Raw genomic sequence first — 21,058 nt, 5'->3', positions numbered from 1 at the left:
CAGCAGCTGCGCCAGCGCTTCGAGTTGCTGGCGGGCGAGCGCTTTGGCCGCATCGCCGAGCGTTTTGCCGAACAGCAGCAGCGCCTGGATGGGCTGCGCTGGTTTTTCAGCTATTCCGATGAAATAACCCCCCGGGAATTTGCCGGTTATGCCCGGCCGCTGCTGCACCGTACCCAGGCCTATGCCTGGGCCCCGCGTGTAGAGGCCGCGCAGCGCGCCGTGTTCGAACGCCAGGCCAGTAACATTGCCGGCCCGGGCTTTATGATTCGCGATCAGGACCCGCAGGGGCAGTGGCGCCGCGCCCCTGCCCGCGACCTGTATTTTCCCGTGCTGTATAACGCGTCAGGCACCTTGCCGGGGCTGCCATCTGGTCTCGACCTGGCCGCGCAGGATGCAGCCCGGGCAGTGCTTGCGCGGGCGCTGGTGCCGGGGAGCATGGCGGTGTCGCAGCCGCTGAAGTTGAATGCCAGCGAACCGGGCGCGCGCGGCCTGATGATGGTGGCCCCGGTATTCGCCGTTGCCACGCCCCACGGCGCGGTAGCGGGTTATGTGCTGGCCCTGTTGAGCATGCCCGAGCTGATCGGCGATGGCCGGCCAGTGGCGCCTGACGATAACCTGGTAACGCGCCTGGTTGACCCGTCCGGGCGGCAGGGCCCAGAAGTTCTGTACGACTCCAACAACCCCGTGGCGCCCCTGTCGCTGGTCAGCGATCAGGTGTTGCACCTGGCGGACCGCCAGCTGCTGCTGAGTATCCGCCCCAGCCTGGCATTCCTGCAGGCCAACCGTTCTTCGGCGGTGCTGGCAGTCGGTGCATTGGGCGGTTTGCTGAGCCTGCTGCTGAGCGTGCTGTTGTTCAACCTGTTCAGCCAGCGTCAACGGGCCTTGGCGCTGGTTGCACAGCGCACCGCAGCGCTGCAGGTCAGCGAACAGTCGCTGCGTGGCACCCACAACCAGCTGCGCAGCGTGCTGGATGCCGCGACCCAGGTTGCGATCATCGCCACCAACCTCAAAGGGGTGGTCAGCACCTTCAATGCCGGTGCCGAAAGCATGCTCGGTTACCCGGCCAGTGAAGCCATTGGCCGCCTGCGCCTTGAGCAACTGGTGCTGGCCGAGGAGCTGAGCCAGCGTGCCCATGCCTTGAGTTTGCGCTTTGGCCGCGCCATTGCGGGGGGCCATGCACTGTTTGCCGAAACCGTATACGAACAGGGCGCCGAGCCAGGTGAGTGGACCTTGGTACGCGCCGACGGCAGCCAACTGGTAGCCAACATGCTGGTGACCGCCATGCTGGACGACCAGGGTTTATGGGTGGGTTACCTGGCCATCTGCATCGACGTCACCGAGCGGCGTCGGGTACATGAGGCATTGGCTGCGCGTGACCGGTTGCTGGAAAAACTCAGTGCCGAAGTACCGGGCGGCATCTACCAGTACAGGCTGGATGCAAACGGCCATTCGTGTTTCCCCTATGCCAGCAAGGGGCTGTACGACATTTATGAGCTGGACCTGCAGCAGCTGCGCGAGGATGCCGCCGCAGTGTACGAGCGCATTCACCCTGATGACCTGGAGCGGGTGAGCCGTTCGGTGCGCTACTCGGCCGAGCACCTGACGCCATGGCGCGAGGAGTACCGCGTGTGCCTGCCCCGGGCGGGCTTGCGCTGGGTGCGTGGCGAGGCAACGCCGGAAGTGGGCGAGCAGGGCTGCACCTTGTGGCATGGCTACCTGACCGATATTTCCGATCTCAAGGGTGTGGAACACGAGTTGCGCAGGCTGTCGGTGACCGATTCGCTGACCGGCATCCATAACCGCCGTTACTTCCAGGAACGGCTGAAAAACGAGTTGGAGCGTGCCCAGCGAGATGGCCAGGCGCTGGCGGTGATCATGCTCGACATTGATCACTTCAAGCGCATCAACGACCGTTTCGGCCATGCGGTCGGTGACCGGGTGCTGCGTAGCCTGTGCCAGCGCGTCGGCCAGCGCTTGCGGCGTACCGATGTGTTCTGCAGGCTGGGCGGGGAGGAGTTCATGGTGCTGTGCCCGGGCACTGATGCCGAGCAGGCGCGTGTGCTGGCGCTGGAGCTTTGGCAAGGCGTGCGCAATGACCCGGTAGACGGCGTGGGCCAAGTCACCGCGAGTTTCGGCGTGGCCGGGTGGCGGCCGGGGGAGGGCGCCGACGCGTTGCTGTTGCGCGCCGATGCCGGGGTTTATGCGGCCAAGCAGGCCGGGCGGGACCGGGTAGAGGGGGAGTCTGCCTGACCGCGCTGCCAGGTGCTGGCCACCACATCTTCAGCGCCTGTGAGATCGAGCGCCGCGCGGGCGGCGCTCGATGCATCAATTGGCAGCGGTGCTGCCGGCCAGCTTCGGCTGGCGGTACAGGTCCAGCAGCACCTGGTCCAGCACCTGCGAGGCACCCCATGGTTTCGGGTCGTTGAGGATCGCCGCCACTGCCCAGGTGTGGCCGTTGCTGTCGCGGCTGAAACCGGCTATTGCGCGCACCGTGTTCAGGGTGCCGGTCTTGATGTGCCCTTCGCCGGCCATGGCGGTGCGCTTGAGGCGCTTGCGCATGGTGCCATCCATGCCCACCAGCGGCATCGAACTCATGTATTCGGCAGCGTAGGGGCTCTTCCAGGCTGCCTGCAGCATCTCGGCCATTTCCCGGGTGCTGACGCGCTCGGCTCGCGACAGGCCAGAACCGTTTTCCATCACCAGGTGCGGCGCGGTAATGCCTTTTTTCGCCAGCCACTGGCGTACCACGCGCTGTGCGGCACGCGCATCGTCGCCATCGGCATCGGTGCGGAACTGTGCGCCAAGGCTGAGGAACAACTGCTGGGCCATGGTGTTGTTGCTGTACTTGTTGATGTCGCGGATCACTTCGACCAGGTCTGGGGAGAAGGCACGGGCCAGCAGGCGGGCACTCTTGGGCACGTTCTCGACACGGTCGCCGCCCTGGATGGTGCCGCCCAGCTCGTTCCAGATGGCACGTACGGCACCGGCCGCGTAAGTTGGGTGGTCAAGCAGGGCCAGGTAAGTCTGCGAGTTGCAACCGTCACCCAGTTGGCCGCTGACCGTCACACTGATGCCGTTGGCCTGAGGCACTGGGTTGTAGCGCACATCGCCACTGCATTGTTTCGAGGCCACAGGCTTGACCTGGTTGTCGATGCGGATGCTGGCAATCGGTGGCTCCACCGCAATGGTGACCTTGCCGCCATCGTTGCGGGCGACAAAGCGCAGGGCCTTGAGGTTGACCAGCAGCGAGTCGGGCTTGACCAGGAACGGCTTGTTTTCGTCACCGCCGTCGTCGTTGAACTGGGGCAGGTTGGGTTGCACGAAGTGGCTGCGGTCCAATACCAGGTCACCGGTGACGGTGCGCACACCATTGGCGCGCAGGTCACGCATCAGCAGCCACAGCTTTTCCATGTTCAGCTTGGGGTCACCGCCGCCTTTGAGGTACAGGTTGCCGTTGAGCACCCCGTTGCTAAGGGTGCCGTCGGTGTAGAACTCGGTCTTCCACTGAAAGGTCGGGCCAAGCAGCTCGAGGGCTGCGTAGGTGGTGACCAGTTTCATGGTCGAGGCCGGGTTTACCGACACGTCGGCATTGAACACGGTGGGAACACCGGGGCCATCCAGGGGCAGCATGACCAGCGACAGTGCGGTGTCTTGCAGTTTGTTGGCTTTGAGCGCCTGCTGCACTTTGGCAGGCAAGGTGGTGTTGACGGCTGCGGCTTGGCTGGGCAAGGCGAAGGGCAATAGCAGGCCGGCGAGTACGAGGGGACGAAGCGTTTTGATCATGGTGAGCAAATACCCTGCAGCGAGGGAAAAGGACATTGGGGCTGTAAGCGATGATGGCCCCACGAGCTAAAGAAACCGCATTATGCCCCAAGCGTAGCGACGATGCGCCACGTTCGACGGAAAACCATCGCCAATAAAAAGGCCACCTCGAGAGGTGGCCTTTCTTCGATCGAACCGGGCTGAGGGTTACTCAGCCTTGTTGATCGGCTTTTCCGGGTACCAGGCGTCCAGCAACGGGCTGACTTCGATCTTGGTCAGTTCGCTGCGGCCTTTAAGCCAGGCTTCGACGGCGGCGCGTTGTTCTTCGCTGACCGAGCCGCGTTTGACCGAGCACACCAGGCCGTAATCGTCACCGCCTACATAATCCAGGCCGTTGGCGTCCATGGCTTCAGCCAGGAACGCGTCGAGGAAAGCATCGATTGCCTGGTCATCCAGATCTTCCTTGAATTCCAGGTTCAGCTCGAAGCCCAATTCCTGAAACTCGTCGACACACAGCTTCTTGCGCAGACGACGGGAGCGGTTTGTGGCCATGAAACAATCCTCTTAGGTAATAACGCCGCGCAGTCTACCAGTTAACACGCGTGGCTGCCTGCCTGAGTGTCGGCGGGTGGCGCCAACTCCCTGGCCAGGGCGCGCTCCACCCGGCGCATGTGGCGTGCCAGTGCCTGGCGCTTCAAGCGTAGCTGGGCAGGGGTGAGGGTGCCGGCTTCCAGCGCTTCGCATGCCGCCATCAGGGCGGGTGCCTTGAGCATGCGTGCGGCGCTCAGCACCTTGTGGGCCTGGTCGGCGATGGCCGTGCTGTCGTGCTGCGGGTCCAGCGCCATCAAGCTGAGCAGGTCGGCCTGCAGGCTCTGCAGTAGCGCTTGCAGAAAACGCTGGCGGTCGTCGGGTGCTGGCCCGGTCACGGCCGCCAGGCCGTCCAGTTCGTACAACCTGTTCGGGGGGCATTGCTGGCGGCGCGGGTGAATGCCCGCCAGGCACTGGCTGAGCGTACTCAGGCTGATGGGCTTGAGCAGGCAGTCGTCCATGCCGGCGCTCAGGCATTTGCGACGGACCTCTGGCTGGGCGTTGGCGGTATAACCCAGGATGGTGCAGCGCGGCCGCTGGCCATGGCGTTCTTCGGTGCGCACCGCGGTTGCCAGCTGGTAGCCGTTCATGTGCGGCATGTTGCAGTCCAGCACCAGCACGTCGAAATCACCGGCGCGCCAGGCGGCCAGGCCTTCCCGGCCATCCCGCGCGCTGGCATGCTGCAGGCCCAGATAACCGAGCTGCTGCGCCATCAGTTCCAGGTTGGCCGGGTGATCGTCGATCACCAGCACGCGCAGACCGGGGTCGGGAACGTCCAGGCATTCCGGCAACTGGGCGGGTTGCGCTGCAGCATCGACCCGTTGCAACGGCATCTTCAGGCGCACCTGGGTGCCGACATCCTCCAGGCTCTTGATGGTCAGGCTGCCCCCCATCATGTCGCACAGGTTGCGGCAGATGGCCAGACCGAGCCCGGTGCCCGCACGGGCACCCTGGCTGTGCGGGTTGGCTTGGATGAACGGGTTGAACAGGCGCTTCAGGTCGTCGGCATGGATGCCGATACCACTGTCGCGCACCTCCAGGTCCAGCATTGCAGGCCTGCCAGGGGCTTCGTCCAGCAGGCTGACGCAGATGCGTACCTGGCCATGCTCGGTGAACTTGATGGCGTTGCTCACCAGGTTGGACAGCACTTGCTTGAAACGCAGGGGGTCGAGCAACGCGTGGCAACGTGCGGCCGGTTCGATGATCACTTCCAGCGCCAGGCCTTTTTGCCGTGCCTGGCCATCGAACATGCGCCCCACCGACTCGACCAACGCTGCCAGGTCGACCACCTCGGGGGCCAGCGACAGATGCCCGGATTCGATGCGCACGATATCGAGAATGTCACCGATCAGGCCCAGCAGGTCTTTGGCCGAATGGTGCGCCAAGGCCAGCGCGCTGCGGTCCACCCACCCTTGATCGGCGCGTTTGACCGCCAGTTCGAGCATGCCGATGACCGCATTCATGGGCGTCCGGATTTCGTGGCTGATGGTGGCCAGGAAGGTGCTTTTGGCGCGGTTGGCATCGTCGGCCTGCTGCTTGGCCTGGCGCAGTTCCGTGACCAGCTGGCGGCGGTCGCTGATGTCGATCCAGCCGCCGATGATGCCCTGCACCTCACCCAGCGAATCACGGTAGGGCAGGATCCAGTGGTAGATGGTCATCTCCCGGCCCTTGATCCGCAACGGGCGGTCCATGATCAGGGGGGAGCCGGCGGCCATCACTTTGTGGTAATCCGCCTGGATTTGCCGGGTCTGTTCGGCGTCGGCGAACAGGCTGGCGGTCAGCTGTTTGCCGATAACCTGCTCGGAGCGGGCCTGTACCGCCTCCAGATAGCTGTAGTTGCAGCTTTGAAGGCGGCCATCGCGGTCGCGCACGTACATGGGGTGAGGGGTGCCGTTGAGCAGTGCGCGCATGAATGCCAGTTGGTCGTTCAGCGCCCTTTCGGCGCGCTGGCGCTGACGGATCTGCAAGCGCAGGCGGGCGTTCCAGAGCAACGCCAGCAGAAGCAGCACCGCCGTGGCCAGTACCACCTGCAGCGCCAGCCGGCGGTAGCTCTGGCTCTTGCTGTCTTCGTGCGGGCCAAAGCTGCGCCAGCGGTTGTTGATGACCCCCAGTTCCTCCGGCGAAATGCTCTGCAGCGCCTTGTCGAGGATCGAGGCCAAAGCCGGTGAAGACGCGTTGGTGGCCATGGCGTAGTTGGCGGGCTCACCGCCGACCGAGGTGCGGATGACCAGGTCGGGGTTGCTGGCCAGGGCGTGGTTGGCATCGATCAGGGTGGTGATCACCGCATCGACGGCGCCGCTGTTGAGCAACGCCATGGAGTAGAACGCGCTGGCGCTCTCGACCCAGCCAATGTGCGGATAATGCTGCGGCAACGTGGCATGCATGGCACTGTGGCGGGTAAAGGCGATGCGGTAGCCCTGCAACTGCTCCAGGGACCCTGGGGCCGGTTTGTCCTTGCGGCTGACCAGAACATAGGCGCTTTCCAGGTACGGCCGGCTGATCTGCAGGTCCTTGTCGACCAACCCGGCGATGGCCAGGGCGGCGATCACGTCGGCGCGGCCATCCTTCAAGCGGGCGATCATGTCGGCGATGCCACTGGCCCGCTGTACCTCGAAGCGCAAGCCGGTGCGCAGGCGAATGAGCTCAAGCAGGTCTGCAGTGATGCCGCGAAAATGCCCTGAGCCGTCGAAGTAGGATAGGGGCGCAGCGGTGTCGTCAATGGCCACACGCATCACGGGGTGCTGTTGCAGCCATTGTTGCTCTGTTGCGCTCAATTGCAGGTTGCGGTCGGTCAACAGCAGGTCGCTGCCGGCGCTCCAGCGTTTGAAGATACTGGCACGCATGGCGGGGGGCTGGCTATCGAGGATGGTATCGACCAGTTCCCTCAGTACGGTGTCCTGCTGGCGCAGGGCAAAGCCGAAGCCGATGGCTTCGTGCTTGCCGAAGTTGGCCATGCGCAGGCGTGGCAGGTGGCCGCGGTTGAGCTGGTAGTGGGTGGAAATGGTGTCGCCGATGAACACGTCGGCCTGGCCGAACGCTACGGCATTCAACGCCTGGCTGGAAGACTCGAACGTCAGCAGCTCGGCCTTGGGGTAGGCGTTGAGCATTTCTGCCTCGGGCAGGTAGTGATAGAGCATGCCCAGGCGCATGCCGGCCAGGCCTGTGTCCAGTGCCCGCGTTTCGTCTTCGCGCGTGACCAGCACCGGCTGGTCAACGGCATAGGGGTGCGACAGGGCCAGGCCGTCGCTGGCCGCTTCGTAGCCATTGGCGCTGCCCAGCAGGTCGATGTCGCCTTGCCGGAGTGCTTCTACAGCGGCCTGGCGGCTGGGAAAACGCAGCACGCGTACCGGCAACTCCAGGGCCGTACCGATCAGGTTTGCATATTCGGCGGTGAGCCCCTGGTAGTCATGGCCGCCACTGGAGATGTCGAACGGCGGGTAGTCGGGGGCCGATGTTCCCAGTACCAGTTCCTGGCGCCCTGCAAGCCATTGCCGTTGCTCGGCGGTGAGTTGCGGTGGCGCTGGCCTGGCCGATGAGCGCGCCAGGAGCGTGTACGATGCAGTTTCGTGGTGGGTGCCCAGTGCCGCGCTGCTGAACAGCAGCAGCGCGAGCAGCAGGCGGGCGAAAGGGCGGGCCATGAACATGCTCAGACCAGCGCGTTGCGCTTGGCCATCTCGATCAGGTCGACCAACGTACTGACCTGCAGCTTTTGCATGAGGCGCTTCTTGTAGGTACTCACGGTCTTGCTGCTGAGGAACATGCCCTTGGCTATTTCCTTGTTGCTGCGCCCTTGGGCGAAGAGTTGCAGCACCATCAGTTCGCGATCATTTACCTGGCGGAAAAGTTGCAGGTCGCTCGTGGTTACCTGGTCATGCTTTATTGCCTGGCTGGGGAAGTAGTTATAACCGGCCAGCACGGCCTTGATTGCACTCAGCAGTTCACCGAGGTCCTCCTGCTTACACACATAACCGGCAGCACCCGAGTGCATGCAGCGCACGGCAAACAACGCCGGGGCCTGGGCAGTCAGCACCAGCACTTTCATGGGCAGCGCCATGGCCTGGAAGCGCGCAAGCACCTCCAGCCCGTCTAGCTTGGGGATGCTGATGTCGAGGATGACCAGGTCGGGGTGGCTCTCGCGGATCATCTGCATCGCGTCCACGCCATTGTCCGATTCACCGACAATCTTGTAATTCTGGTTTTCCAGCAGCATGCGGACGGCAAGGCGGATGACCGGATGATCGTCAACAATAAATATGGAATGCATGTTCAACTTGCCTGCGGTCAATTGTGGGTGACAGGCGGCACCTTATCGCAGTTGGAAGTCAACGGGCATGCAAGGAAGGGCTGTTTGCCCCATATGGGAAATGGCTTACAAGATAAAGCAAAACGGGCTACGAGATAATCGTGCGCGACCCAATGTCAAAGTGCATTTGGTAACTTTTCGTTGGCAAATTAAACGTGTTGTTTAATTTGCCCTTGGTATATGTAGGAAGTTTCCTGTAACCCAGGTGCAGCACCGGCACGCTGGCCGGTCTGCACCGCCATGGCTCAGCCCGGGCCCGAGCGCCCGGTCATTTCCCTGGCCATTTCGCTGGCGTAGCTGTCGGTCATGCCGGCGATGAAATCGATCATGCGCAGGAACGCGTTGTACAGCGAGCCGTGTGGGTCTGGTGCACTGTTGCCGAGCAGGTCCATGACGCGCCGGCTCTTGAACGAGGGTGTGCGCCCGCCGTGTTGTTCGAGCGCCGCACCGCAGAAGGTATTGAGCAGGATTTCCAGTGTGGTGTAGGCGCCGATTTCGTGCAGGGTCTTGCGCTTGTCCTGGAAGATCTTGTTGCGCGCCATGTCTTTGGCCTGCAGCACGCAGCGCTTGGCCGGGCCGTGCATGTGTTCGACCAGGTCGCCTGGAAGTTGCCCGGCCAGCAACGCTTGCTGCTGCTCGACAAAAGCTTGGGCGGCAGCGTTGGTCAAGTGCTCGATGGCCTTGCCACGCAGGATGGCCAGCTTGCGCCGGCGAGAATCGCCAGGGCCGAGTTGGCGATAGGTTTCCGGCAGATCGTCGCCGACCAGGTCGAGCAGCAAGGCTTCGACTTCGCCGTATTGCAGCAAGTCCATCTCCAGGCCGTCTTCCAGGTCGATCAGCGCGTAGCAGATGTCATCGGCCGCTTCCATCAGGTACACCAACGGGTGGCGCGCCCAGCGCTGGTGCTCCAGCTGTGGCAGGCCGAGCTTGCGGGCGATCTGTTCCAGCAGTGGCAGCTCGCTCTGATAACTGCCGAACTTGTGCTTCTTGTAGCCCAGGGCGTCTGCATGGCGGGCGCTCCAGGGGTATTTGAGGTAGGTGCCGAGGGTGGCATAGGTCAACCGGGTGCCACCGTCGAACTGGTGGTACTCCAGTTGCGTAAGCACGCGGAAGCCCTGCGCATTGCCCTCGAAATTGAGGAAGTCGGCACGCTCGTCATCACCCATGTCGTCCAGCCACCCGCGCCCGGCCGCCTGCTGGAACCAGTGACGTATGGCGTCTTCGCCAGAATGGCCGAATGGCGGGTTGCCGATGTCGTGGGCCAGGCAGGCCGACTGCACGATCATCCCCAGGTCGCTGGGCGCGCACCAGTCTGGCAAGCTTTCGCGCAGGGTTTCACCCACGCGCATGCCCAGCGAACGCCCCACGCAACTGACTTCCAGCGAATGGGTCAGGCGCGTGTGAATGTGATCGTTACTGGTGACGGGGTGCACTTGGGTCTTGCGCCCCAGGCGGCGAAAGGCGCCCGAGAAAATGATGCGGTCGTGGTCTTTGTGGAAGGGGCTGCGCCCGAGTTCTTCGGCGCTATACAGGGCTTTGCCCAGACGTTCGCGGGTGAGCAGGGTGTGCCAGTCCAAGGCGCGGTCTCCAGGGGGTCAAAGACTATAGCTTCTGGTGTGCTGTGCCTGCGCGCAAGTGGCAGGGGCAACGCTGGCCGCTGGCATGCATTACCCGCGAACGGCCGGTGGCGGCACCGACACATTCGCGGTCGAGCCTGCGCCCATGCACCGCCTTCAGGGGCGACGGTTACCTTGCAGGTACAGGCGCACCAGCGGCAGCAGGCTGGTGCCCAGGCGCACAAGCCTGCCAAGGTTGCCGCTGCGCACGCCCTTGCCGGTCATGAAGCCCAGGGCTACCACAGCGCCAATGCCCCACAGCGGCGCGTGTTTGATGCCCAAGCCGTCATGCAGCGAGCTGCCCATGCCGCGCATGCGCTGCAACGGTGCCAGCAGTTGCCCGGATTCGTGGCGGATCTCCTGGCGGTGCATTTCCATGCGCAGGCGCAGCAACGCCTTGCGCAGCTCGCGTGGGTTTCGTGTGTTCGGCAGTTGTGGCAGGTTCATGGCAACAAGCGCTCCCGGTCCTTGGCGAGTTCTTCGAGGGTGGCGTTGAAGGGGGATGACTCGTCGAACACCGCTGCCTTCAACCGTACACCGCAATACAGTGCAGCCAGGCTATAGAACACGCACAGGCCGATGATGCCGGCAAGGCGATAGCTGTCCCACAGCAGCACCAGTAGCAAGCCCGACAGTGCAGTGAGCAGCAGCAGGGCGAACACCAGTGCCAGGCCGGCGAACAACAGCAACCTCAGCGTGCGGCCTTTCTGCTCCTGCAGCTCGATACCGAACAGCTCGATATGGCTGTGCAGCAGCCCCAGCGCGGCTGCGCCCAGGCGCCTGCCCGATGCGCCGGCGCCGTTGGCTTCGTTCTCCATGGGAACCCCTTAACGCCGGTTGGCCAGCAGGCCGATCAACAGGCCGACGCCGGCAGCGATGCCGATGGCCTGCCATGGGTTTTCCTGTACGTACTGCTCGGCGCTGCCCAGCGCAGCCTGGCCGCGGTCCCGTACCGACTCCTGAGTCAACTGCAGGGTTTCGCGGGCCTGAGCCAGGCGCTCGTGAATCTGCCCGCGCAACTCCTCGGCCTGGTCGCCTGCCAGGTTGGCGGTGTCGGCCAGCAGCTTTTCGGTGTCGCGCACCAAAGCCTGGAAGTCAGCCATCAATATCTCTTGTGCAGTCTTTGCCGAATTGCTGGCCATGTGTCTCTCCCTGTCGATGAATGTTGGTAGTTCGAGTGATAGCACGCGCGGAAGGTTCAAGTGACCGTACACCCGCGTGTGCTGGTATGCGCCTTGCTATGTGTTTGCCACGTTGCGGGGCACCTCAGGCTGTTCTTGCGCCGATTCGGGGCGCCCACGCGGCGAATATCGATAAACCTTAACGCAATCCTCGACAAACCCAAGAAAAAACCACGCAGGTCGCGCCCACGCAACTGAAACAGGGTGACGGCTGGCACCGATTCGGTGCAGGGATGCAGGTTCTTGAACTGTCCTGGTGCCTTTTTCAGCAGGTCTGCCTATTTCATGGATAACATGCACAGCGCGATGGACTCCCTGGTCCACGGTTCCAACACCCTGTTCCTTCTCATGGGCGCCATTCTGGTGCTGGCCATGCATGCCGGCTTCGCGTTTCTCGAAGTGGGCACCGTACGCCACAAGAACCAGGTCAATGCCTTGTCGAAGATCCTCAGCGATTTCGCCATTTCGGCGCTGGTGTATTTCTTTATAGGTTACTGGATCGCCTATGGGGTCAACTTCTTCCAGCCTGCTGCAACGCTGGCTGCCGACCATGGCTACGCGCTGGTCAAGTGCTTCTTCCTGTTGACCTTCGCTGCAGCCATTCCGGCGATCATTTCCGGGGGCATCGCCGAGCGTGCGCGTTTCATGCCGCAACTGTGTGCCACCGCACTGATCGTGGCATTCGTCTACCCCTTCTTCGAGGGCGTGGTATGGAACGGTAACCTGGGCCTGCAAGCCTGGTTGCAGGACCGCTTTGGCGCGCCGTTCCATGACTTTGCCGGCTCGGTGGTGGTGCATGCCATGGGCGGCTGGCTGGCGCTGGCGGCGGTGCTGCTGCTCGGTCCGCGCCGCGGTCGCTATCGCGATGGTCGGCTGGTGGCTTTTGCGCCCTCGAGCATTCCCTTTCTCGCCCTGGGCTCGTGGATCCTGATCATTGGCTGGTTCGGTTTCAACGTGATGAGCGCCCAGACCTTGGAGGGGCTCAGTGGCCTGGTGGCGATCAACTCGTTGCTGGCCATGGTTGGCGGCACGTTGTCGGCGTTGCTGGCAGGGCGCAACGACCCTGGCTTCCTGCATAACGGGCCGTTGGCCGGGTTGGTGGCGGTTTGCGCCGGCTCAGACCTGATGCACCCGATCGGTGCGCTGGCTACCGGCCTGGTGGCGGGCGGGCTGTTCGTGTGGACGTTCACCGCGGCCCAGAACCGCTGGAAAATCGACGACGTGCTGGGTGTTTGGCCGTTGCATGGTCTGTGTGGCGTGTGGGGTGGGGTTGCCTGCGGCATCTTCGGCCAGGCGGCACTGGGCGGCATGGGCGGCGTGAGCCTGGTCAGCCAGTTGCTGGGGAGCCTGATGGGCGTGGTGGTGGCACTTGCCGGTGGTTTTGCCGTGTATGGTGCGCTGCGCGCCGTGCATGGCCTGCGGCTGAGCCATGAGCAGGAATTCCAGGGCGCTGACCTGTCGCTGCACCGTATCGGCGCCACCAGCCAGGATTGAAGGTGCACGATGGCCGTGGTGGTCCTAGAATAGGTTTCTCTGCATGCCACATCGGGACCCGCCCCATGCTGCCTGAATGCCAACTGTTCGGCACCCTCGGCTGCCACCTGTGTGAAGTGGCCGAGTCGGTGCTGATGCCCTTCGTCGATCATGGCCTGCTGGTGGAGCTGGTCGATGTTGCCGAAAGCCAGCCTTTGTTCGAACGCTATGGGCTGGTCATTCCGGTGCTCCGGCGCTGTGACAACGGTGCCGAGTTGCACTGGCCGTTCGATGCCGAGCAGGTGGTGGCGTTCCTGGGGCAATGACACCGACAGGGGAGGTACAACCCTGCTCCATGGCAGGTGATGCGCGCTGATGATCAGGCGCCGGCGCACCAGTGCCGGTGCCCCTAGCCATCATCGGAACCGCTTGCCATGTTGATCACACCACATTTCACCCTCGCTGAACTGACCGTTTCCCAGCTCGCGGCCAGGGATGGGTTCGACAACACCCCGCCACCTGAAGCCAGGGCCAACCTGCAACTGCTGTGTTGTGCGCTGGAACAGGTGCGCGCGCTGTTCGGCGTGCCCATCATTGTCAGCAGTGGCTACCGTAGCGAGAAAGTCAACCGCTTGATTGGCGGTGCCACCAACAGCCAGCATGTCCAAGGGCTGGCGGCTGACTTCACGGTCATCGAGGTCAGCCCGCGCGAGACCGTGCAACGGATCAGCGAAAGTACGGTGCCGTTCGATCAACTCATCCTGGAATTCGACAAGTGGGTGCACCTGTCGGTGGCGCGGGGCACCCCGCGGCGCCAGGTGTTGACCATCCGCAAGGGCGGCGGCTATCTGGCGGGGCTGCAATGAAGCGCATTGACTGCGACGCGAGGATGTTCGTATGCTGTATATAAATACAGTATCGAGGTAAAGCCATGCTCAACGTCGAGCAACTCAAGTACAGCGTCAACCGCATGCCTGTGGAGCGGGTGGCCGACGCCGTTCTGGAACTGCGCCTCGAAGGCCTGGTGACCGATGACCGCACCCCCTTCGGCAAGGTGCATTTCAATACCTGCTTTGCCGAGATCGAAGCCTTGTTCCAGCGTGCCGGCTACCACCGTGGGCTCGATGTGGTCGGGTACCAGGGAGCGCTCTACGCACTATACGACCCTGGCCGCTGGGAGCCGGTGCAGGTGCTGCGCTGGTTGAAGGAGCGCAGCGAGGCGCTGGCCCAGGCTGGTTGATGGGGCGGGGTTGGGTGATAATGCGCGGCCGTGCCTGTTCCGAGCCCTGCCATGTCCACGCCGTTCGACCCCGCCCACCAGCAAGCCAGCACCGTGTGCCTGCCACCCGGTCACTGGGCAACGGTGCTCGATTGCCTGTGTGACCATTTCAAGGCCATCGACCGTGCCCAGTGGCTCGACCGCTTTGCCAGGGGGCGGGTGCTGGACGCCCAGGGGAAGGCAGTGGCTGCCGAGCTGCCTTACAAACCGGGCATGCGCTTGCACTATTTTCGCGAAGTGCCGAACGAGCGACCGATCCCGGTGCAGGAGCACGTGCTGCACGTGGACGAGCACCTGGTGGTGGCGGACAAGCCGCATTTCCTGCCGGTGACACCGACTGGCGAGTACGTTGAGCACACCTTGCTGCGCCGCCTGATCCGCAGGCTGGATAACCCTCACCTGGTGCCGTTGCATCGCATCGATCGGCACACCGCCGGGCTCGTGCTGTTCTCTGCCAACCCGCATACGCGTAGCGCTTATCAGCGGCTGTTCCCCGAGCGACGTATCGACAAGCGCTACCAGGCCATCGCGGCCGCTTTGCCGCAACATGCGTTTCCGTTGGTGCACAAAAGCCGCCTGGTGCATGGCGAGCCCTTTTTCCGCATGCATGAGGTAGAGGGCGAGGCCAATAGTGAAACCCTGGCCGAAGTGCTGGAGAAGCGCGGAGCGCTGTGGCGGTATGGGTTGTCGCCGGTCACCGGCAAGACCCACCAGTTGCGGGTGCACATGGCTGCGTTGGGCGCGGGCATCAGCAATGACCCGTTCTATCCGCAGTTGCTCGACACCGCAGACGATTACCAGCGGCCATTGAAACTGCTGGCGCAGAGCCTGCGTTTCACCGACCCGTTGAGCGGCGAAGAGCGCTATTTCGAGAGCCGCTTGAGCCTGGACTGGTAAACCTGCCTGGGCATGAGTGGCCAGCCAGGGGCTGCTGTGCAACCCCTCGCGGCGCGCAGGCCTGCGGTCAGCGGTTGAAGCGCTCCACAAGTGAGTACTGGCTCCCGGCCGTAGTGGTCAGCTCTTCGCTCAACAGCGCCGAGTGCTGTGCCTGCTCGGCGGTCTGGTCGGCCAGTTCGGCGATGGTGCTGATGTTACGGCTGATCTCATCGGCCACGGCGGTCTGCTCTTCGGTCGCGGCGGCAATCTGGGTCGCCATGTCGGTGATGTTGGCGACCGCTTCGCTGATGCCGACCAGCGCTTCGTCAGCCTGCATCACACGATCAACGCCTTCCTGCGCCTGACGGTGGCCGGTTTCCATGGTCAGTACGGCGTTGCTGGCGGTTTGCTGCAGCTTGGCGATCAGGCTGTGGATCTGCCCGGTGGACTCGGCGGTGCGTTGAGCCAGCTGGCGCACTTCGTCGGCCACTACAGCAAAGCCACGGCCCATTTCCCCAGCCCGCGCCGCCTCGATGGCGGCATTCAATGCCAGCAGGTTGGTCTGGTCGGCAATGCCCTTGATCACATCGACGACACCGCCAATTTCGTCGCTGTCCTTGGCCAGTTGCGTGACGGTCTGGCCGGTTTCGCCCACTGCTGTCGACAGGCGTTCGATGGCCTCGCGGGTTTCCCCGGCAATCTGCCGGCCCTGGCTGGTCAGGCGGTTGGCTTCCTGGGTGGCATCGGCTGTGCGTTGCACGTGGTTGGCAACTTCCTGGGTGGTCGCGGCCATCTGGTTGACGGCGGCGGCGACCTGTTCGGTTTCGACCCGCTGGCGTTCCAGCCCCGAAGAGCTCTTGTGTGCCAGGGCGTCGGACTGCCGCGCCTGGTCGCTGAGGTGCTCGGCGCTGTCCTGCAAGCGGGTCAGGCAGGTTTTCATGCGCGCATCCTGGCTGAGCATGGCCATTTCCAGGCGGGCCTGCACGCCACGGCTGTCGGTGTACATCTGCGCGATCAGCGGGTCGGAGGTGGTCTGTTCAGCCAGCCGCAGCAAGCGCTTGAGGCCGCGTTGCTGCCAGCTCAGGCCGATCAGCCCAAGCGGTACGGAAAGCGCGGCGGCCAACGCGAAGCCCCAGGAATGGCCCAGCCAGTTGCCAATCAGGAAGCCCGCCTGGCTGATCAGGATGAACGGCAACCAGTCCTGCAGCACCGGCAGCCACTTGTCACGGCGCGGTACCGGCGGCTTGCCCTGGTTGATGCGCTGGTACAGCGCCTCGGCGCGGCGGATCTGCTCGGCGGTGGGTTTGACCCGCACAGACTCGAAGCCGACCACCTGGTTGTTGTCGAAAATCGGTGTGACGTAGGCGTTGACCCAGTAGTGATCGCCCGACTTGCAGCGGTTCTTGACGATACCCATCCACGGCTGGCCTTGCTTGAGGGTTTGCCACATATGGGCAAACACCGCAGGCGGCACGTCGGGGTGGCGCACCAGATTGTGCGGCGCACCGGTCAGTTCTTCGCGGGTGAACCCACTGATGTCGATGAAGGCATCATTGCAGTAGGTAATCACGCCCTTGGCGTTGGTGGTGGAGATCAACCGCTGCTGGGCAGGGAAAGTCCGTTCTCTCTGGGTAATCGGCTGGTTGTTACGCATGGGGTGATAGTCCGCAGGGCTTTGGATGGGTATCGGCAAGCCACCGGGATTATTGAGTGATTATTTAACATGCGTGACAAAAGGTGTTCGATTTTGGTGCAAGGGTGCCTGAGCAATCGAGCGCCGTGTGGGCGGCGCTCGATTGGCAGGTGTCGCAGGTTTTCCAGTGCGGCTGCGCCCTCAACCCGCAATCAGCTGGCGCAGCACATAATGCAGAATCCCGCCTGCCTTGAAGTACTCCACCTCGTTGACGGTATCGATCCGGCACAGCACCTCGATCTGTTCCTGCTGGCCATCCTCGCGGGTGATGCGCACCTGTAGCGGCATGCCGGGGTGAATCGGTGCGCCGTCCAGCCCCAGCACGTCGATCTGCTCCTTGCCGGTCAGCCCCAGCGCCTTGCGGTCGTGCCCGGCCGTGAACTGCAGCGGCAGCACGCCCATGCCCACCAGGTTGGAGCGGTGGATACGCTCGAAGCTTTCCGCCAGCACTGCCTTCACGCCCAGCAGGTTCGTGCCCTTGGCCGCCCAGTCGCGGCTGGAGCCGGTGCCGTATTCCTGCCCGGCAATCACTACCAGCGGGGTTCCTTCCTGCTGGTAGCGCATGGCCGCGTCATAGATCGACAGTTTTTCACCCGAGGGCACGTGCAAGGTGTTGCCGCCTTCCTCGCCCGCCAGCATTTCGTTGCGGATTCGGATATTGGCAAACGTACCGCGCATCATCACTTCATGGTTGCCGCGCCGCGAACCATAGGAGTTGAAGTCACGTGGCTCCACACCTTTTTCGCGCAGGTAGCGTCCAGCTGGGCTGTCGGCCTTGATGTTGCCGGCAGGGGAAATGTGGTCGGTGGTCACCGAGTCGCCCAACAGCGCCAGCACGCGGGCGCCGCGGATATCGGTGATGGCCGGTGGCGGCCCGCCGATGTCGTCGAAGAATGGAGGGTGCTGAATATAGGTGGAGTCTGCCTGCCACACGTAGGTAGCGGCCTGGGGTACCTCGATGGCCTGCCACTGGGCATCGCCGGCGAACACTTCGGCATATTGCTTGTGGAACATGGCCGTGTCGACCTTGGCCACCGCCGCCGCGATCTCCTGCTGGCTGGGCCAGATATCGCGCAGGTACACCGGTTGGCCGTCCTTGCCCGTACCCAGCGGGTCACGCGTCAGGTCCACGCGCACACTGCCGGCGAGCGCATAGGCCACGACCAGCGGCGGCGAAGCCAGCCAGTTGGTCTTGACCAGCGGGTGAACGCGCCCTTCGAAATTACGGTTGCCCGACAGCACCGAGGCCACGGTGAGGTCCGCGCTGGCAATGGCTTTCTCGATGGCTTCATCCAGCGGGCCGGAGTTGCCGATGCAGGTGGTGCAGCCATAGCCAACCAGATCGAAGCCCAGTTCGTCGAGGTAAGGCGTGAGCCCGGCGGCCTGGAAGTAGTCGGTGACCACCTTGGAGCCCGGTGCCAGCGAGCTTTTTACCCAGGGTTTGCGTTGCAGGCCTTTTTCCAGGGCTTTCTTGGCTACCAGCCCGGCAGCCATCATCACGCTGGGGTTGGAGGTATTGGTGCACGAGGTGATGGCGGCGATCACCACGGCGCCATCGCGCAGGGTGTGGGTCTGGCCTTGGTGGCTGTAGTCGATCTCGCCGGCCTGGTCGGCATTGCCAACGGCCACGCCACCACCCCCTTCACTTTCCAGGCGGCCGACTTCCTTGGCCAGCGGCTTGGGTTGCAGTTCGATGAAGTGGTCGAAGGCCTGGCTGACCTGGCCCAGTGCGACCCGGTCCTGCGGCCGCTTGGGCCCGGCCAGGCTGGCTTCGACGTCGTGCATGTCCAGCGCCAGGGTGTCGCTGAACAGCGGCTCGTGGCCGGGCAAGCGCCACATGCCTTGGGTTTTGCAGTACTGCTCGACCAGTTGCACGGTCGCTTCTGGCCGCCCAGACAGGCGCAGGTAGTCCAGGGTGACGTCATCGACCGGGAAAAACCCGCATGTAGCGCCGTACTCCGGGGCCATGTTGGCGAGGGTGGCGCGGTCGGCAAGCGGCAGCTCGGCCAGGCCGTCGCCATAGAACTCGACGAACTTGCCGACCACGCCTTTCTTGCGCAGCATCTGGGTCACGGTCAGCACCAGGTCGGTCGCAGTGATGCCCTCGCGCAGCTTGCCGGTCAGCTTGAAGCCGATCACTTCCGGGATCAGCATCGATACGGGCTGGCCGAGCATGGCCGCCTCGGCCTCGATACCGCCGACCCCCCAGCCGAGCACGCCCAGGCCGTTGATCATGGTGGTGTGCGAGTCGGTGCCGACCAAGGTGTCGGGGAAGGCATAGGTGCGGCCATCGGCTTCACGGGTCCACACCGTGCGGCCCAGGTATTCCAGGTTGACCTGGTGGCAGATGCCGGTGCCCGGCGGTACCACGCTGAAGTTGTCGAAGGCGTTCTGGCCCCAGCGCAGGAAGGCATAGCGCTCGCCGTTGCGCTGCATTTCGATTTCCACGTTCTCGCTGAAGGCTTGCGTTGTGCCGTAGCGGTCGACCATCACCGAGTGGTCGATCACCAGGTCGACCGGTGACAGCGGGTTGATGCGTTGTGGGTCGCCGCCGGCCTTGGCCATGGCGGCGCGCATGGCGGCCAGGTCGACCACTGCCGGTACGCCGGTGAAGTCCTGCATCAGTACGCGTGCGGGGCGGTACTGGATTTCGCGGTCGGAGCGCCGCTCGCCCAGCCACTGGGCGAGGGCGCGCAAGTCGTCGCCGGTCACGGTTTTGCCGTCTTCCCAGCGCAGCAGGTTTTCCAGCAGCACCTTCAGGGACATGGGCAGGCGTTGCAGGTCACCCAGCTGGCGGGCGGCTTCGGTGAGGCTGAAATAGTGGTAGGTCTGGTCGCCGACCTTGAGCGGCTTGAGGGTGTTCAGGCTATCGAGCGAGGGCATTGCCAACTCCTTCTGCGCCGGTGCCCGGCATTGAATTGCGGTTTGCCGGTAGCACCGTTATGTATCGGCCCGCACGGCACGGACCTGGCTGAAAGGTCAGGTTAGACCGGTTTAGGCCACCTGACCCTTTTCTGGACCGGCGGGGCGTGTCGCAGGTTCCGAACTTCCTTTATCATCGCCGCCCTGCCGGCGCCTGTGACGCGCCCGCCGTAGTGGAGTGAGAGATGAATACCCTGTTCATGCATTGCCGGCCCGGTTTCGAGGGTGAGGTGTGCGCCGAGATCAGCGAACATGCCGCCCGCCTGGGTGTCGCGGGCTATGCCAAAGGCAAGCCGCAAAGTGCCAGCGCCGAGTTTGTCTGTAGCGAGGAGGGCGGTGCCGAGCGGTTGATGGGGGAGCTGCGTTTCAATCAGCTGATCTTCCCGCGGCAATGGGCTCGGGGTGCGTTTGTCGAGTTGCCGGAAAGTGACCGTATCAGTGTGCTGCTTGCGCAGTTGGCTGGTTTTCCTGTGTTCGGCAGTCTGTGGCTGGAAGTGCTGGACAGCAACGAGGGCAAGGCGTTATCGACGTTCTGCCGCAAGTTCGAAGTGCCTTTGCGCAAGGCCCTGGAAAAGGCCGGGCGCCTGGTTGACGACGCCAGCCGCCCACGCTTGCTGCTGACCTTCATCAGTGGCCGGCGGGTATTTGCGGGTATCGCTGCGGCCAACAACAGCGCGTTGTGGCCCATGGGTATCCCGCGTCTCAAGTTCCCCCGCGAGGCGCCCAGCCGTTCGACCCTCAAGCTGGAAGAGGCCTGGCACCAGTTCATCCCGCGTGAGCAGTGGGAGCAGCGCTTGGGCGATGATATGACCGGCGTCGACCTGGGGGCTTCGCCGGGAGGGTGGACTTACCAGCTGGTGCGTCGTGGCATGTTGGTGACGGCTATCGATAATGGGCCGATGGCCGAGAGCCTGATGGATACTGGCCTGGTCCAGCACCTGATGGCCGATGGCTTTACCTGGCAACCCAGGCAACCGGTGGACTGGATGGTTTGCGATATCGTCGAGAAGCCGGCGCGGACGACTTCGCTGATCGAAACCTGGTTGGGTGAGGGGCTATGCCGGGAGGCGGTGGTCAACCTGAAGTTGCCGATGAAGCAGCGTTATGCCGAGGTACGGCGGCTGCTCGAGCGCATGGAGGCGACGTTCAAGGCGCGTAAGGTACGGGTTTCGATTGCGTGCAAGCAGCTGTATCACGACCGTGAGGAAGTGACATGCCATTTGCGGCGGCTTGATCTGAAACCTCGTTGAATCGGTGGTTGGTGCTTGAGGGTGGGGCCGATGGGAACGAATACCTATGCGGTTTCAACGGCCACACCTTTGCAGGGCTTGAAATCCTGGGCGCTGGTTTTTGGTTGCGTGATAA

At 63.5% G+C, this 21,058-nt stretch carries 17 protein-coding genes; 7 read left to right on the top strand and 10 right to left on the bottom strand.

Annotation, left to right across the window (positions count from 1 at the left end; genetic code table 11):
* On the top strand, positions 1 to 2,250 hold a 2,250-nt coding region (locus APH30_RS17155), incomplete at its 5' end, for a GGDEF domain-containing protein (protein ID WP_054913234.1).
* A gap of 75 nt (positions 2,251 to 2,325) precedes the next feature.
* Here the strand turns inward: APH30_RS17155 and dacB are convergent.
* The 8 genes from dacB to APH30_RS17115 all read right to left on the bottom strand — a co-directional run bounded on the left by dacB (position 2,326) and on the right by APH30_RS17115 (position 11,411).
* Positions 2,326 to 3,783: a D-alanyl-D-alanine carboxypeptidase/D-alanyl-D-alanine-endopeptidase gene (gene dacB, locus APH30_RS17150; RefSeq protein ID WP_029887788.1), complete on the bottom strand. Its 1,458-nt coding sequence runs from the start codon at positions 3,781 to 3,783 to the stop codon at positions 2,326 to 2,328.
* Between the two features lie 186 nt (positions 3,784 to 3,969).
* A complete protein-coding gene (locus tag APH30_RS17145) occupies positions 3,970 to 4,314 on the bottom strand; it encodes a YggL family protein (protein ID WP_009684007.1) in 345 nt (114 codons plus the stop codon).
* Between the two features lie 41 nt (positions 4,315 to 4,355).
* Complete coding sequence (locus APH30_RS17140; RefSeq protein ID WP_054913235.1) at positions 4,356 to 7,988, bottom strand: transporter substrate-binding domain-containing protein; 3,633 nt, start codon at positions 7,986 to 7,988, stop codon at positions 4,356 to 4,358.
* An 8-nt stretch (positions 7,989 to 7,996) separates the two neighbouring features.
* Positions 7,997 to 8,614: a response regulator transcription factor gene (locus tag APH30_RS17135; protein WP_009684005.1), complete on the bottom strand. Its 618-nt coding sequence runs from the start codon at positions 8,612 to 8,614 to the stop codon at positions 7,997 to 7,999.
* Between the two features lie 284 nt (positions 8,615 to 8,898).
* The gene (locus APH30_RS17130; protein WP_009684004.1) at positions 8,899 to 10,230 is read right to left on the bottom strand and encodes a deoxyguanosinetriphosphate triphosphohydrolase; all 1,332 of its coding nucleotides are present in this window, start codon (positions 10,228 to 10,230) and stop codon (positions 8,899 to 8,901) included.
* 156 nt (positions 10,231 to 10,386) lie between these two features.
* Positions 10,387 to 10,716 (bottom strand): hypothetical protein, encoded by a 330-nt coding sequence (locus APH30_RS17125; RefSeq protein ID WP_054913233.1) that lies wholly within the window; start codon positions 10,714 to 10,716, stop codon positions 10,387 to 10,389.
* Positions 10,713 to 11,087, bottom strand: coding sequence for a phage holin family protein (locus APH30_RS17120; protein WP_009684002.1), 375 nt, complete (start codon positions 11,085 to 11,087; stop codon positions 10,713 to 10,715). Before APH30_RS17120 ends, APH30_RS17125 begins: the two co-directional genes overlap by 4 nt.
* A gap of 9 nt (positions 11,088 to 11,096) precedes the next feature.
* Complete coding sequence (locus APH30_RS17115) at positions 11,097 to 11,411, bottom strand: YqjD family protein (protein WP_009684001.1); 315 nt, start codon at positions 11,409 to 11,411, stop codon at positions 11,097 to 11,099.
* A gap of 324 nt (positions 11,412 to 11,735) precedes the next feature.
* On the opposite strand from APH30_RS17115, the gene APH30_RS17110 reads away from it, so the two are divergent.
* The 5 genes from APH30_RS17110 (at position 11,736) to APH30_RS17090 (ending at position 15,099) form a co-directional block, all read left to right on the top strand.
* On the top strand, positions 11,736 to 12,944 hold the full coding sequence (locus APH30_RS17110) for an ammonium transporter (RefSeq protein ID WP_054913232.1): 1,209 nt from the start codon (positions 11,736 to 11,738) through the stop codon (positions 12,942 to 12,944).
* A gap of 65 nt (positions 12,945 to 13,009) precedes the next feature.
* A complete protein-coding gene (locus tag APH30_RS17105) occupies positions 13,010 to 13,249 on the top strand; it encodes a glutaredoxin family protein (RefSeq protein ID WP_009683999.1) in 240 nt (79 codons plus the stop codon).
* Positions 13,250 to 13,357: 108 nt separating this feature from the next.
* Positions 13,358 to 13,789: a D-Ala-D-Ala carboxypeptidase family metallohydrolase gene (locus tag APH30_RS17100; RefSeq protein WP_054913231.1), complete on the top strand. Its 432-nt coding sequence runs from the start codon at positions 13,358 to 13,360 to the stop codon at positions 13,787 to 13,789.
* A 65-nt stretch (positions 13,790 to 13,854) separates the two neighbouring features.
* Positions 13,855 to 14,163 carry a hypothetical protein gene (locus APH30_RS17095; RefSeq protein WP_009683997.1) on the top strand — a complete coding sequence of 103 codons (309 nt, stop codon included), beginning with the start codon at positions 13,855 to 13,857 and terminating at the stop codon, positions 14,161 to 14,163.
* A 51-nt stretch (positions 14,164 to 14,214) separates the two neighbouring features.
* Positions 14,215 to 15,099, top strand: a complete 885-nt coding sequence (locus tag APH30_RS17090; protein ID WP_054913230.1) for a pseudouridine synthase — start codon at positions 14,215 to 14,217, stop codon at positions 15,097 to 15,099.
* Between the two features lie 67 nt (positions 15,100 to 15,166).
* On the opposite strand, the gene APH30_RS17085 is transcribed toward APH30_RS17090, so the two are convergent.
* Complete coding sequence (locus APH30_RS17085) at positions 15,167 to 16,732, bottom strand: PAS domain-containing methyl-accepting chemotaxis protein (protein ID WP_029886187.1); 1,566 nt, start codon at positions 16,730 to 16,732, stop codon at positions 15,167 to 15,169.
* A 180-nt stretch (positions 16,733 to 16,912) separates the two neighbouring features.
* Complete coding sequence (acnA, locus tag APH30_RS17080; protein ID WP_009683993.1) at positions 16,913 to 19,654, bottom strand: aconitate hydratase AcnA; 2,742 nt, start codon at positions 19,652 to 19,654, stop codon at positions 16,913 to 16,915.
* Positions 19,655 to 19,878: 224 nt separating this feature from the next.
* Between acnA and rlmM the strand changes: the two genes are divergently transcribed.
* Positions 19,879 to 20,943: a 23S rRNA (cytidine(2498)-2'-O)-methyltransferase RlmM gene (gene rlmM, locus APH30_RS17075; RefSeq protein ID WP_009683992.1), complete on the top strand. Its 1,065-nt coding sequence runs from the start codon at positions 19,879 to 19,881 to the stop codon at positions 20,941 to 20,943.
* Positions 20,944 to 21,058 lie beyond the last annotated feature (115 nt).

It is taken from the genome of Pseudomonas sp. NBRC 111127 (genome assembly GCF_001320345.1).
GTDB lineage: Bacteria > Pseudomonadota > Gammaproteobacteria > Pseudomonadales > Pseudomonadaceae > Aquipseudomonas > Aquipseudomonas juntendi.
The sequence above is the reverse complement of the archived record's forward strand: the minus strand, read 5'-3'. Positions and strand labels throughout refer to the sequence as shown.

Coding starts and splice junctions, on each gene's coding strand:
- dacB (WP_029887788.1), bottom strand. CDS start 3,783: ATGATCAAAACGCTTCGTCCCCTCGTACTCGCCGGCCTGCTATTGCCC.
- APH30_RS17145 (WP_009684007.1), bottom strand. CDS start 4,314: ATGGCCACAAACCGCTCCCGTCGTCTGCGCAAGAAGCTGTGTGTCGAC.
- APH30_RS17140 (WP_054913235.1), bottom strand. CDS start 7,988: ATGGCCCGCCCTTTCGCCCGCCTGCTGCTCGCGCTGCTGCTGTTCAGC.
- APH30_RS17135 (WP_009684005.1), bottom strand. CDS start 8,614: ATGCATTCCATATTTATTGTTGACGATCATCCGGTCATCCGCCTTGCC.
- APH30_RS17125 (WP_054913233.1), bottom strand. CDS start 10,716: ATGAACCTGCCACAACTGCCGAACACACGAAACCCACGCGAGCTGCGC.
- APH30_RS17120 (WP_009684002.1), bottom strand. CDS start 11,087: ATGGAGAACGAAGCCAACGGCGCCGGCGCATCGGGCAGGCGCCTGGGC.
- APH30_RS17115 (WP_009684001.1), bottom strand. CDS start 11,411: ATGGCCAGCAATTCGGCAAAGACTGCACAAGAGATATTGATGGCTGAC.
- APH30_RS17110 (WP_054913232.1), top strand. CDS start 11,736: ATGGATAACATGCACAGCGCGATGGACTCCCTGGTCCACGGTTCCAAC.
- APH30_RS17105 (WP_009683999.1), top strand. CDS start 13,010: ATGCTGCCTGAATGCCAACTGTTCGGCACCCTCGGCTGCCACCTGTGT.
- APH30_RS17100 (WP_054913231.1), top strand. CDS start 13,358: ATGTTGATCACACCACATTTCACCCTCGCTGAACTGACCGTTTCCCAG.
- APH30_RS17095 (WP_009683997.1), top strand. CDS start 13,855: ATGCTCAACGTCGAGCAACTCAAGTACAGCGTCAACCGCATGCCTGTG.
- APH30_RS17090 (WP_054913230.1), top strand. CDS start 14,215: ATGTCCACGCCGTTCGACCCCGCCCACCAGCAAGCCAGCACCGTGTGC.
- APH30_RS17085 (WP_029886187.1), bottom strand. CDS start 16,732: ATGCGTAACAACCAGCCGATTACCCAGAGAGAACGGACTTTCCCTGCC.
- acnA (WP_009683993.1), bottom strand. CDS start 19,654: ATGCCCTCGCTCGATAGCCTGAACACCCTCAAGCCGCTCAAGGTCGGC.
- rlmM (WP_009683992.1), top strand. CDS start 19,879: ATGAATACCCTGTTCATGCATTGCCGGCCCGGTTTCGAGGGTGAGGTG.